The organism is Tamlana sedimenti (assembly GCF_038148895.1).
Lineage (GTDB): Bacteria > Bacteroidota > Bacteroidia > Flavobacteriales > Flavobacteriaceae > Tamlana.
Map to the genome: position 1 here is coordinate 250980 of NZ_JBBVGQ010000005.1, position 13964 is coordinate 264943.

General features: G+C 36.2%; 11 protein-coding genes. 5 read left to right on the top strand and 6 right to left on the bottom strand.

Going from position 1 to position 13964, the window contains the following annotated elements; translation table 11 throughout:
- Positions 1-7: 7 nt before the first annotated feature.
- Positions 8-2155, bottom strand: coding sequence for a carboxy terminal-processing peptidase (locus WJN01_RS13550; protein ID WP_445197725.1), 2148 nt, complete (start codon positions 2153-2155; stop codon positions 8-10).
- A gap of 178 nt (positions 2156-2333) precedes the next feature.
- Between WJN01_RS13550 and surE the strand changes: the two genes are divergently transcribed.
- From surE to WJN01_RS13575, 5 genes are read left to right on the top strand one after another with little or no spacing between them, the layout of a single operon-like run.
- Positions 2334-3107 carry a 5'/3'-nucleotidase SurE gene (surE, locus tag WJN01_RS13555; protein WP_445197695.1) on the top strand — a complete coding sequence of 258 codons (774 nt, stop codon included), beginning with the start codon at positions 2334-2336 and terminating at the stop codon, positions 3105-3107.
- A gap of 8 nt (positions 3108-3115) precedes the next feature.
- Positions 3116-3397, top strand: coding sequence for a hypothetical protein (locus tag WJN01_RS13560; protein ID WP_445197696.1), 282 nt, complete (start codon positions 3116-3118; stop codon positions 3395-3397).
- A 28-nt stretch (positions 3398-3425) separates the two neighbouring features.
- Positions 3426-4538, top strand: a complete 1113-nt coding sequence (gene lpxB / locus WJN01_RS13565; RefSeq protein ID WP_445197697.1) for a lipid-A-disaccharide synthase — start codon at positions 3426-3428, stop codon at positions 4536-4538.
- 6 nt (positions 4539-4544) lie between these two features.
- Complete coding sequence (locus tag WJN01_RS13570; RefSeq protein ID WP_445197698.1) at positions 4545-5114, top strand: C40 family peptidase; 570 nt, start codon at positions 4545-4547, stop codon at positions 5112-5114.
- A gap of 24 nt (positions 5115-5138) precedes the next feature.
- On the top strand, positions 5139-7178 hold the full coding sequence (locus tag WJN01_RS13575) for a ComEC/Rec2 family competence protein (protein ID WP_445197699.1): 2040 nt from the start codon (positions 5139-5141) through the stop codon (positions 7176-7178).
- Between the two features lie 4 nt (positions 7179-7182).
- On the opposite strand, the gene WJN01_RS13580 is transcribed toward WJN01_RS13575, so the two are convergent.
- From WJN01_RS13580 to WJN01_RS13600, 5 genes are all read right to left on the bottom strand, one after another.
- Positions 7183-7656 carry a thioredoxin family protein gene (locus WJN01_RS13580; RefSeq protein ID WP_445197700.1) on the bottom strand — a complete coding sequence of 158 codons (474 nt, stop codon included), beginning with the start codon at positions 7654-7656 and terminating at the stop codon, positions 7183-7185.
- The gene (locus WJN01_RS13585; RefSeq protein WP_445197701.1) at positions 7653-8210 is read right to left on the bottom strand and encodes a thioredoxin family protein; all 558 of its coding nucleotides are present in this window, start codon (positions 8208-8210) and stop codon (positions 7653-7655) included. The genes WJN01_RS13580 and WJN01_RS13585 overlap by 4 nt, the downstream gene beginning before the upstream one ends.
- A gap of 88 nt (positions 8211-8298) precedes the next feature.
- The gene (locus WJN01_RS13590) at positions 8299-10071 is read right to left on the bottom strand and encodes a peptide MFS transporter (RefSeq protein WP_445197702.1); all 1773 of its coding nucleotides are present in this window, start codon (positions 10069-10071) and stop codon (positions 8299-8301) included.
- 11 nt (positions 10072-10082) lie between these two features.
- Positions 10083-11645 (bottom strand): peptide MFS transporter, encoded by a 1563-nt coding sequence (locus tag WJN01_RS13595; RefSeq protein ID WP_445197703.1) that lies wholly within the window; start codon positions 11643-11645, stop codon positions 10083-10085.
- A gap of 25 nt (positions 11646-11670) precedes the next feature.
- Positions 11671-13908: a S9 family peptidase gene (locus WJN01_RS13600; protein ID WP_445197704.1), complete on the bottom strand. Its 2238-nt coding sequence runs from the start codon at positions 13906-13908 to the stop codon at positions 11671-11673.
- Positions 13909-13964: the final 56 nt, after the last annotated feature.

The window sequence follows — 13964 nt, forward strand, 5'->3', positions numbered from 1 at the left end:
ATTACTCTTAGTTTTTTACAGCATCTTTTGTTGCAGCCAATTTCTTTATAGGATAAGCCATTTTTAGGTCTTCCAACACATTTAAAGCTTCTTCTATATAAATATCTTTGCTCAAGCTTTCATGCCAACGATCGCGCTTTTCTTTTAAGTCGGTTGTATCCTGTTCAAAAAGATGTTTTTCATAGCTTGTCGAATCAAAAGTTAAATTAGTTTGATAGTTCGAAATGGCATCAAACTTTTTAGCCTCTTGTTCGTTGGCTTCCATTTGGGCTTTGTACGTTTTATAGTTTAATGAATAAACCGTTTCGTCAATTTTGCTTTTCACCCATTTAGCATTTTCTTCAATAAGTTTTAACTGCTCGTTATTTTCCATACGGTGTTTGCTGTTTTCAACCGTTGCATTATAATCGAAATAATTTTCCCATGGTGTATAGGTGGCAGGAGCAATTTCATCCCAAGGTAACGGATTGTCCTTATCCTTTTCACCAACATTAATAAAACTAAATCGACCAGGTACAGTTACATCGCTTTTAACGCCCTCTAACTGAACAGAACCACCATTAATTCTATAATATTTTTGAGTAGTTACCGCCAACGATCCGACATCACCTATAGAATTGCTTCTTAGCATCCTATTCAAATCAACAACATTTTGCACCGTTCCTTTTCCGTAGGTTTGCTTGCTACCAATAATAATGGCGCGCTTATAGTCTTGCATCGCAGCAGCCATAATTTCGGAAGCGGAAGCAGAAATTTCATTGACCAAGATAACCAAAGGACCATCCCAGCTAATGGATTTATCTTTGTCTTTATATACCTCGGGTAACTTATCGGTAGACCGCACTTGTACTATAGGGCCATCTTTAATAAAAAGACCAGCCAAATCTACAACTGCCGGTAATGAACCACCTCCGTTATTCCTTAAATCGAGCACCAATCCCTGCATACCGTCTGATTTTAAACGCTCAATTTCTTTCCTAACATCAATGGATGCATTTAAGTTATCATAATCTTTAAAATCCGCATAAAATGAGGGCAAATTAATTACACCAAATTTCTGACCATCCTTTTCCACAACAGATGCTTTGGCGTAGGTTTCAACCAGCTCAACCACATCCCGAACAATGGTAATATCCTTTATGGTGCCATCAACTTTTTTAACCGTTAACGTTACTTTAGTATCTTTTGGCCCCTTAATATACTTTACGGCATCACTTATGCGCATACCCACTATACTTACAGGCAAATCTTCATCCTCCTGTTTTACCTTCAAAATAATATCTTCAACATCAAGCTCTCTACTTCTCCAAGCCGGCCCACCAGAAATAAGTTCAACTACCTTAATATAATCCATTCGTTTTTGTAATCTGGCACCGATACCCTCAAGTTTCCCAGACATACGCTGATCGAAATCTTCCCTATTATTGGGCGCTAAGTAATAAGTATGCGGGTCAAACTCTTCAACAATGGTATTTACATAAATGGCAAACCAGTCTTCTCGGGTTAAATCATCTAAAATATCATCAAAGTAGATATCTAATGTCTTTAAAGTAGACTCTCGAGCTTCTTGTTCAATTTCAGTTTCGGTCTTCATGACGTAATCTGAATTGTTCTCTTTCTTTTGTATTTCCTCCTTCATCAAATCATCATAATTGGAAATGGTCGAGAATTTCAACTGCTTTCTCCAACGTTCCTTCATTTGTTTTCGGTTTTTTACAAATGGCTTGTCCTCAAAATCTGTATCGAATTCTTCATTCACCGTATAATCAAAAGGTTGAGAAAGCACTTCTTTGTAAATTTCCTTAACTTCCGCAATACGCTGCAACATGCGATCGTTCGCTACATTAAAAAATGTTATATCTGCAGCTTTTACCTGATCATCAATGGTCAATTTGAATTTTTCAAAATCCGCATAATCAGACTCATAAAAGTATCTTTTTACTGGGTCGAGAATTTCAATATAATCATCAAAAAATTTGGCAGAAAAATTGTCATCAATATCCAAAGGATCATAATGCAATTGCTCCAATACATAAGTAATAATTTGAACAAGCACTTTGTCTTTATCCGGATTGTTAAACTTTTTGGTTGTAAAACTGCACGACGCAAAAGCCAGTAACAACAACAAAGACAATACTTTATAATTCCTTTTCATAATATTTTTCATCTAATCAAATTTTATAGCTTCTATAAAGCCCAACATAATAAGTCACTAAAATAAAAGAAAAAACTATGCCATTAAGGTGAATTGCCGCTAATTTTTTGTTAAAGGAAGGAAAATGGCTGTTTACTGACGAAATTATGTATTTTAGCGATGATTTTTAAATCTAAAAATGACAAAAAAGCCTCTTATTCTTGTTACCAATGATGATGGCATTAGTGCCCCGGGCATAAGGACACTCATTTCCATTATGAATACCATAGGTGATGTAGTGGTGGTTGCTCCCGACAGCGCACAAAGTGCGATGGGCCATGCTATTACCTTAAACTCTACGCTTTATGCCGAAGAAATACATTTTGATAATGGACCACAAAAAGAATACAGTTGTTCGGGTACCGCTGCTGATTGTGTAAAAATTGCCATCAGGGAATTTTTGGACAGAACGCCTGATTTGTGTGTTTCGGGTATTAACCATGGATCCAATTCATCCATAAATGTCATTTACTCTGGAACCATGAGTGCTGCAATTGAAGCAGGTATTGAGGGTATTCCCGCAATAGGGTTTTCATTGCTTGACTACGGATGGAATGCCAATTTTGAAGCATCAAAACCTTATGTAAAAACAATTACGGAACAAGTTTTAAAACATGGCTTGCCCAAGGGTGTTGTGCTTAATGTAAACATCCCCAATTTATCAACCGAACACATAAAAGGCATCAGAGTTTGCAGACAAGCAAGAGCGAATTGGGTTGAAGAATTTGACAAGCGAAAAACCCCTCAAGGAAAAGATTATTACTGGCTTACAGGTAAATTTGTTAATTTAGATAGTGGTGATGATACCGATGAATGGGCCCTGGAAAATGGCTATGTTTCTGTGGTTCCTTCCCAATTCGACCTAACGGCACATCAATTTATAAAAGAGCTGAAAAGCTGGGATTTAAAATAAAATAATAAATGAAGAAAGATATTTTTATAGGCATGTTTGTTGGTTTAATCGCCAATGCCATTGGCTTATATTTTGCTGCCACTTTTTTGGGCAAAGGCGATGATTTTACCAAAGTAATTCAAGCAGCAGCAGCTGAGGGATTTCTAGGAAAACTGACAAGCCTTGGTGCTATTTTGAACCTGTTGGCCTTCTTCATTTTTATTAAAAAGAAGCAAGACTATCGTGCCAGAGGCGTTTTATTAGTTACCGTTTTTATTGCTGTTTTTACCTTTATTTTTAAGTTGTTTTAATATCAAAGTCACTCAATTTGACACATAGATGAAATATTACATCATAGCAGGAGAAGCATCAGGAGATTTACACGGCTCCAATCTCATGAAGGCATTGCTAAATGTTGATGTAAATGCCAATTTCAGATTTTGGGGTGGCGATTTAATGCAAACTGTTGGAGGCACATTGGTAAAACACTACAAAGAACGTGCTTTTATGGGGTTTGTTGAAGTTATTATGAACCTCAACAAAATCTTTAAAGATATTTCCTTTTGCAAAAGCGATATTGAAAAATTCAATCCAGATGTCATTATTTTCATTGATAATTCAGGGTTTAATTTACGCATAGCCAAATGGGCCAAACCTGCTGGATTTAGAACCAATTATTACATTTCGCCACAAGTTTGGGCATCAAGGGCCAGCCGAGTAAAAGCCATTAAGCGCGATATTGATGCCATGTACGTTATTTTGCCTTTTGTTGCACCTTTCTACAAAAAACATGGGTACGAGGTCACGTTTGTTGGTCATCCATTAATCGATGCCATTGCCAACCGAAATCAAGTTGGCGAATTTAAATTTCGAGAAGAACACCAATTGGGAGAAAAACCTTTGATAGCCCTGTTGCCCGGCAGCAGAAAACAGGAAATTACCAAAATGCTTTCCGTCATGCTCGAGATGGTTGACAAATACCCAGACTATCAATTTGTCATTGCTGGAGCACCTAGCCAAGACTATAGTTTTTACGAACCTTTTATAAAGTCCAAAAACGTAAAATTTATTTCCAATAAAACGTATGATTTGTTGAGTATTTCCATGGCTGCATTGGTTACCTCTGGAACAGCTACTTTAGAAACCGCCCTATTTAAAGTGCCCCAAGTGGTTTGTTATAAAGGCAGTGCCATTTCGTACCAAATTGCAAAACGTATAATAACATTGAAGTTTATTTCGTTAGTTAATCTGGTGATGGATAGAGAAGTTGTTACGGAGCTTATTCAAGATGATTTCAACAAAAAAAGGTTACAAATAGAGCTTGACAATATTTTAAATCCCGAAAAACGAAAAAAAATGTTTCTGGATTACTACGAGTTGGAAAAAGCTTTGGGTGGAAGAGGTGCCAGCGAAAAAACGGCCAAATTGATTTATGAATCCATAAAATCTTAAACTTTAGTGAATAAAATTGTTTTCATACTTGTTTTATTTATTGGTTTTACTGGCTGTAAGTCTTCAAAACGGGCTAAAACTGACAGAACCGTTTCTAACGAAATAATTACCCGAAAAGATAATGATGCACCTACAGTTTTCAACAGTGAAAATTCAGAAACTGTTGAAAACACCGAAGTAGCCACCGAAATCTCCAAGGCCGAACACATTATAGATTACGCCAAACAATTTGAAGGCGTGCGTTACAAATGGGGTGGCACCACAAAATCTGGAATGGACTGTTCTGGCTTGGTTTACGAATCCTTCAGGTATTACGACATTATGTTACCCAGAATTTCTCGCGATATGGCCAAAAAAGGCAAAAAAATAGCCTTAAAAAATGTGCTAAATGGTGATTTGCTCTTTTTTAAAACTGGAAACCGAAGAAATTCAATTAACCATGTTGGGCTCATTATAGACATAAAAAATAACGATATTGAATTTATTCATGCTACGAGCAGCAAAGGGGTTATTATATCAAATCTTAACGACCCATATTGGCTAAATGCCTTTCATGAGGCAAGGCGTATCTTATAGGATATTTTTATATCTTTCCAAAAGATGCGATTACTCAATTTCACCATAATAAAACTTACTGCGTGCTTGATTTTGGGCATTGTTTTGGGTTATTACTTTGATATCCCTCTCCATTCTTCATTGCTCTTCATTGGTCTACTTTTAGTGATTTTACTTGGTGCATATACCATTGCTCGAAAACAGTTTAAAAAAAACATTTGGTTTGGAATAGTTGCATTTTTAACTATGGTTTCTATCGGAATTCTGACAACAAATCTGCACAACCAAAAAAACTTTTCAAATCATTATACAAATCAAATTCCTAAAGCAAAAAACGATGCAAAGGTCATTACTTTTAGGATACGGGAAGTTTTAAAACAAAGCAATTATTACGAGAAGTATGTGGTGGATATTTTAAAAGTTGATGGAGAAAAGTCCTCTGGAAAATCGCTTTTAAACATTGAAAAAGACTCGCTAAACCCACCTTTAAAAGTTGATGTAGTTTTTGTTTATAAAACAAATTTTCAAGAGGTGCACCAACCATTAAATCCGTATCAATTCAACTATAAAAACTACCTTGAAAAAAAATATATCTACCATCAACTTTATGGGAACAGAGCGTCGCTTTTAAAGGTAAAACCAAACTCCACAACCCTTTTTGGGTTGGCAGATAACATTCGAACCCACGTTAATAAAAAACTCAAACCTTATCATTTTAAATCTGATGAACTCGCGATAATCAATGCTCTTTTACTGGGCCAGCGCCAAGATATTAGCGAAGAAGTGTACACCAGTTACGCCAACGCTGGTGTGATTCATATTTTGGCTGTTTCAGGTTTACATGTTGGAATTATCCTTATCATTTTAACTTTTGTTCTAAAGCACATAGAACGTTACAAACATGGAAAATTAATCAAAACCATTTTACTTGTTATCTTTTTGTGGAGTTTCGCTTTAATAGCCGGTCTTTCAGCATCCGTTACCAGAGCCGTAACCATGTTCAGCATTGTTGCAATTGGGCTAAACTTAAAACGGCCAACAAATATTTACAACACCTTGGCCATATCCATGTTTATTATTCTGCTTTTTAAGCCACTATTTATATTTGACGTTGGTTTTCAACTGAGTTATCTGGCCGTTTTTGCCATTGTATCTATAGACCCCTTTTTGTATAACCTTTGGAAACCAAAATATTGGGTAACTGATAAACTATGGCACACCCTTACCGTTACAGTATCGGCACAATTCGGCATTTTACCAGTGAGTCTTTACTATTTCCATCAATTTCCGGGTCTGTTTTTTATTTCAAATTTAATTATCATTCCGTTTTTGGGAATTATTCTCGGCATGGGAATACTGATTATTTTATTGGCCGTGTTAAATATTTTACCACAATTATTTGCGGACCTTTTTGGATGGATTATCGAATTAATGAATGCATTTGTGGTCTGGGTAGGAAAACAGGAATTCTTTTTATTCAAAGACATTCCCTTTAGCTTTTTGTATGTGTTAGTTTTTTATGCGCTGTTTATCACGTTTTTTAGATTGATTTTCAAGAGAAATTATTCCAACTTAAAATTCTTTTTAATCAGTGTTCTTTTGGTTCAAGGGGCCTTCATTTATACTAGTTACGCCAAACCTTCAAAGGAATTTATCGTATTTCATAAAAACAGATTTAGCCTTCTGGGAAATACCACTAATAACAAAATTCTAATTGCCAGTAATTTGGACAGTATTTCAAAACTGAAAAACAATACGGTTAAAGATTATACGGTTGGCAGCCATATCATGAGTATTGAAGAAGATTCAATCCATTCACTTTATCAATTGAATGTCAAAACCTTTTTAGTTGTGGACAGCCTTGGTGTTTATAATGTAAATTCATTTCAGCCCGACTATGTTTTATTGCGGCAATCTCCGAAAATTAACCTGAACCGTTTAATTGATTCCATTAGTCCAAAACAAATTATTGCCGATGGTAGCAATTACACCTCTTACATTGAACGATGGGAAAAAATATGTGATAAACGAAAAATCCCTTTTCACCAAACAGGAAAAAAGGGAGCGTTTATAGTTAGTTACTGATTTTTTAATAAGACTGTCCTACAATGTTATCTGCCACAGCCAACCATTTATCGGGGCCACCACGAACATATCCGGTGCGCCCAAGATTTTTTAAATTCTTTTTGCCATCGGTCATCATTTCAGGTTTTGCAAAAAGAATGGAAGGGTAACCTCTTACCTGAAACATCTTTTGCATTTGGTAATTCTGGATTTGAGTGTTTCTATCCAATGCTGTTTTTCTGGGAAAGTCCAGTTCCACCAGAACCACATTTTCTTTCGCCCAAGTTTCAAAATCTGAAGTTTTAAAAACCTCATTCTGTAATCTTATGCACCAGCCACACCAGTCTGAACCCGTAAAAAATAGCATTAAAGGTTTATTCTCCTTTGATGCAATTTCAAAAGCTTCATTCATATCTGTATGCCAAATTAGAGCCTTCTGTCCCCAGCTACTTACTGAAAACAACACAAACAAAAATAAAGTTAAGGTTAAGTTTTTCACTGGTTCACATCTTTAAACTGAGGTTTAAACGCCTCATAATATTCATAAAATTTTTCTTGGGTATTCAGAGTTTTGTGGTCATCATTTTTAAACATCTTTAAAAACAACTCCAATTGCGAAGGTGTTTTGTAACCGCGTATTGGTGTTATGAATTCGCCTTTTTCATCTAAAAAAACAATTGTTGGGTATGCACTAATTTGAAAGTATCTTGCCAAATCATGGGTAGAATTTCGCCTATTGGCATTGGCAGAGTCGTAATTTGGATTGGTAAACGAAATGTCCTTATAATTGACAACCTCATTGCCCTCTGCATTAAACTTTACAGCGTAATAATTCTTGTTAACATATTCAGCAACATCCTTATTATGGAATGTGTTCCTATCCAACATTTTACATGGGCCGCACCATGTGGTATACATATCAATCATAATTTTTTTGGGCGCTTTCTTTTGAAGCTTGATTGCCTCTTCAAAATTCACCCAATTAATTTCTTGAGCTAGCGTATTTACACTAACAAAACCAACGGCAATAATTAAAAAAAATATCTTCTTCATACCTCACTGAGTTGCAAAAGCTGTTCCGAACTTACAAAAAATGCCCCAATTGAGGGGCATTTCGATAAATTTTTAACTTATTTTTCGATTAACGAACACCATGCATGAGTTTTTTCAGCAATGGATGTAACAACAACGAAACGAGTCCCAAACCAATTGGTATAAGCGTGAAAATCAAGAAAAATGAGGATAGACCGTGTTCTTGGGTAATCTTTTCAATATCGCCTCCTACGTAGTGTGCCAACTTATTACCAATGGCAATGGCCAAATAATAAACCCCAAACATAAAAGCTACCATTCGGGCAGGAATCAGTTTACTTAAATAAGATAATCCCATTGGAGATAAGCACAATTCGCCTAAAGTATGGAACAAGTATGCAAAAACTAACCATGCCATACTCAAACTAGCTGTTTTTGCTCCATCGGGCACATCTTTGGCTCCAAAGGCCAAAAAAGCAAAACCTATACCCAAAAGGAAAAGCCCCAAAAAGTATTTCACCGAGGCTGGTGGATTATATTTGCTGTCCCACCATTTTGTAAATAATGGCGCAAACATGATAATAAACAATGAATTGAGTATAGCAAACCAAGTTACGGGAACTTCAGTTTCAGTAGATTGATATTCAATATAAAGCTTATAAAGCACAATAGCCCAAACAATCACAAAACTAAAACCAAGAATAACATTTGATAGGCCTATTCTATTGAATGTTTGCCTGAACAAACTTAATAACACATAAGTGATGATGCCCAAAGGCACGATGGTTACAATTAAATCGACCACCTTAAAAGTGGTTGCAGCACCTCCTTCTAAAATCCTATTGGTAAAATCTCTTGTATAAATTGGCAAAGAGCCCGCTGCTTGCTCAAAAGCGGCCCAGAAAAAAATAGTAAACAAACAAAAAATTGAAAAAGCTATCATTTTATCTCTTTCAATAGCCACATAACGCGGTATTCTAATCAGCAAAAGCAGTATGAAAGTAATGGCTGCCAAAAGGGCAAAAAACAAGGAATCACTCAGTCCAGCAATGGTGAAATTGAATGTTTGGATATCCCCTATTTTACTCAAAGGATCATTAATGATGAAAATTAGGGCAGAAATGGTGAAGACTGCAACCAGGATATAATCAACAGTTAAAAAAGGATTGAGCTTTTCCGTCAGCTTTGAACTGTCATTTTCTTCTCCAATATCATCAATTTCTTCAAGTTCAACTTTAATGGGTTTATCACCTATATTGCCGAAAAGGGGTTGTGCAAAATAAAATTGAAGCATGCCCAAGAACATGAATATACCTGCCAAACCAAAACCGTAACTCCATCCTATTTTTTCACCAACCCATCCGCAAAGCATAATACCGATAAATGCGCCAGCATTTACACCCATATAAAAAATATTGTAGGCCCCATCCTTTTTTTCATCGTGCCCTTCATACATTTTTGATATGATAGAGGTCATATTAGGTTTAAAAAACCCATTGCCCAAAATCAAAAATGAAATACCAATGTAAAGAAATGTTGGAGTTTCAATGGCCATGGAGGCATGCCCCAAGGTCATGAGCAATGCACCTATAACTACGGCCATTCTATAGCCAATTTTATTATCGGCCAACCAACCACCTATTAAGGGGGTTAAATAGACCAACATGGCATAAGTACCCAAAAGGGATAAAGCCGAGGAAGAACTCCAGTCCCATCCAGGGTTATCACCAATAAGTGATCCTGTTAAGAATATAACCAATATGGCGCGCATACCGTAGTAGGAAAAACGCTCCCACATTTCGGTAAAGAACAATACGAACAATCCCGATGGATGCCCTAAAACCTTATCTTGAAAAAATTGGTCGGTCGAGTTTTTAGCCATAAATGTAAATTTTAATTATCTGCAAGTTCAAAACCCTCGGTTTCATCATTAGAAGCACCCTCTCTTTCCTCGGCTCCGTGGGTTAATCTTTTTAAAGGCTTAAGTATTGCTATTACTAAAAGTCCGAAAACTGTACAGAAAATAGCTATTCCAGTAAAAATAGTAAACTCTCCCAATTCAGATGCAGATTCACCTAAAAGCCCGGCGACTTTATTTCCTAATCCTGTTGCGGCAAAATACGCTCCCATCATAAAAGCCATCCATCTGTCGGGCGCAAGCTTGGTTATAAAAGACAGTGCAACTGGTGATGCACATAATTCGCCAATAGTATGAAACAAGTAAGCCAGAACCAACCACTGCATACTAGATTTAACTATGACTTCACCGGATGTATCATACCCTACTTCTTGACTCGCAATAGACATAAAGAAAAACCCCCATCCCATAATTATCACACCGATTGCCATTTTAAACAATGACGATGATTCTCTTTTTCTGTTTTTCCACCACACCCAAAAACTTGCGACCAACGTTGCAAATACCAAAATAAATATGGCATTAACAGACTGAAACCAACTTGCAGGAACTACAAAAGACCCCAGAGATAAATCTGTTTTTTGAGCAGCATAAACATTTAATAAGCCTCCCGCTTGTTCAAAGGACCCCCAAAAGATTATAATGATTAAAAAAGACAGGTATGTAACCAAGATTCTGTCTTTTTCAACTTTATTACCGTCGTTGTAAACAACTATTCCAACTCCCACAGCAAATGCCAAACCAATAACCAAAAGCCCATAGGACCATGAACCTCCAAACCAAATAATCAGTCCTAAAGCTACTGTAATAAAAAATCCAATCGTTGAATTTTTATGCTTAAAAATTGCAGTTAACAAATTTTTACTTTCTCCCTTTTCTGCTTCCGAACGACTGTCTATTACCAAATTGCCGACATGTTTCAAATGCTTTTGCCCCAACATGTAAACGACCTGACCAAGAGCCATTCCTATTCCTGCCAATCCAAAACCATAGTGCCAACCAATATTTTCTCCAACATACCCAACAATTAAAGCTGCTGCAGCTGCACCTAAATTTATTCCCATATAAAAAATATAGAACCCTACATCACGCTTGTTTTGTTCATTTTTGGCGTACAAGCCACCTACCATAGTGGATATATTGGGCTTAAGCATTCCTACACCCAAAACAATAAGAATAAGCCCCGTGTAAAAGGCCCACATTTGTTCTATGGCCAAAATGCTATGCCCTGCAACCAATAAAATACCGCCAACAAGAACAGATTTACGTTGGCCCAAAATTTTATCGGCAATTATCCCCCCAGGAATTGACATAACATAAACAAACATGGTATACCAACCATATAAAGCAATCGCATTATCATTTGCCCAACCCAAACCAGGGTTATCAGAAGCTGTTTCAGCAACTAAATAGAGAACAAGTATTGCTCTCATTCCATAATAAGAGAAACGCTCCCACATTTCAGTTAGAAAAAGAATATATAACCCAATCGGGTGACCGAATAATTCCTTCTGCTTGACTATTGTTGAATTTGACATATAATTTTGTGTTAGTTTTATTCTGCTATCCTTTAATCTTTACTTGCTCCTTTTGCTTTACTTCTCCCTCTTTTTCTATTTTATCGCCGAGTGTTTCGTTAATAAAATTGGTCATTTTTTTATATAAATGAAGTCTTGTATTCCCGCCATAAATACCATGATTTTTGTCTGGATATATGGCCCAATCAAATTGTTTGTCTGCTTGAATCAAAGCTTCAGCCATTCTCATTGTATGTTGTAAATGCACATTATCGTCACCAGAGCCATGAACTAGCAAATAATCACCTTTTAGTTTCTCAGGATAATTGAAAGGTGAATTATCATCATACCCACTTGGGTTTTCCTGTGGGGTTCTCATGTAACGTTCTGTATAAATAGTATCATAAAAACGCCAGCTCGTGACCGGTGCTACCGCTATAGCCATTTTAAACACGTCGTTTCCTTTAAGCAAACAATTCGTAGACATGTGACCACCATAACTCCAACCCCAAATACCAATTCTATCGCCATCTATATAAGGTAACTCACCAAGTTTTCGGGCTACAGCAATTTGGTCTTCAGTTTCATATTTTACCAAATTCATGTAAGTTACCTTTTTAAAATCAGCCCCTTTAAAGCCTGTTCCCCTGCCGTCAACACAAGCTATAATATAACCTTGCTGAGCTAGGAGTTGAAACCAATAATCGTTGGCAGAGTTCCATTGGTTGACAACTTCTTGAGAGCCAGGCCCTGAATATTGATACATTAAAAGCGGATATTCCTTTTGTTCATTAAAATCTGCCGGTTTAATCATCCACATATTCAAATCATTGCCATTAACATGAATGGTACTGAATTCCTTTTTGGAAGTTTTATAATCGGAAAGCTTTTGTGACAGTACATCATTATCTTTTATGCTTTTAATCACATTACCCGATGCAGAACTATTCAAGGTAAATTCTGGTGGTGTAGATGCACTTGAAAACGTATTGATAAAATATGAAAAATCGGCACTAAAAGAAGCATTATTTGTTCCCTCACTTTTAGTCAATCTTGTTTTATTTCTGCCATTTAATTTAACGGAATACACATCACGATTGATGGAACCGTTTTCTGTAGATTGGTAAAAAATAGTATTATTTTTTTCATCATAACCATAATATTCCGTGACCTCCCACTTTCCATTTGTGACTTGGTTAATCAAATCGCCATTCTCGGCATAATGGTAAATATGGTTAAACCCATCCTTTTCACTGGTCCAAATAAAACTGTTATCCTTTAAAAAAGTTAGGTTATCCGTAACATCCACATAAGCTTCATCGGTTTCTGCCAACGCTAAACTTGAGGTGTTTGTTTTTGCATTGATAAGCCATAAATCCAATTCGTTTTGGTACCTGTTTAAATATTGGGCACTCAAAACATCCGGTTTTTTGGTCCATTCTATTCTTGCAATATAAAAGTCGTTGTATGCCTTATCAACCTTCACCTCATTCGTTTTTCCAATTTTTAAATCATAGACATGAAGCGACACCTTTGAATTAGCCTCTCCAGCCTTGGGGTATTTAAAAACCTGCTGGGTTTGGTAAAGCCCCTCGCCATAAACATCCATAGAAAACTCAGGAACTTCCGTTTCGTCAAATCTAATAAAGGCAATTTTATCACTATTGGAATTCCAATCGAAAGCACGCACAAATTTGAATTCTTCCTCGTAAACCCAATCGGTAATTCCGTTAATTATTTCATTCTTTTTACCATCAAAAGTGATTTGCGTTATTTTATCGGTTTGCAAATCCTTAACAAACAGGTTATTGTCCTTTGCAAAGGCCACTTTACTTCCATCGGGTGAAAAAGTGGGCTCTTGTATTTTATCCTCAGTAATCAAGGTCAAGGTTCCATGTTTTACATTATAAACATAATAGTTCCCCAAAGAAGACCTTCTGTAAATGGCCTCCTCATTGGTTGCCAAAATCACTTTATCTTCATCTTGGCTAAAGGTATAATCAGTAAAATAGGGAATCTCTTCAAGATTGGCAGAGCTTACCAAGGTATTTACTTTTTTCAAGGTTTTGTAATCATAAATATCTATGGACGTACTTCGTGTAGCTCTGTCAAAATTCAAAACAGAATATTGTTGGCCATTTGCCATAGAATGCAAAACATCCAGATACTCTGTTCTAAACGTTCCGTATTTCCAAATGTCTTCGAGGGTAATTTCTTTGGTTTGCGCTGAAACAATTGTAGTTACAAACAGGCAAACATAAAAGGAGAATTTTAGGTGATTCATTAAAAAAATTATTCTTTTTACAAAATGATGTCAAGTTTACTAAAAATTATGTAAAA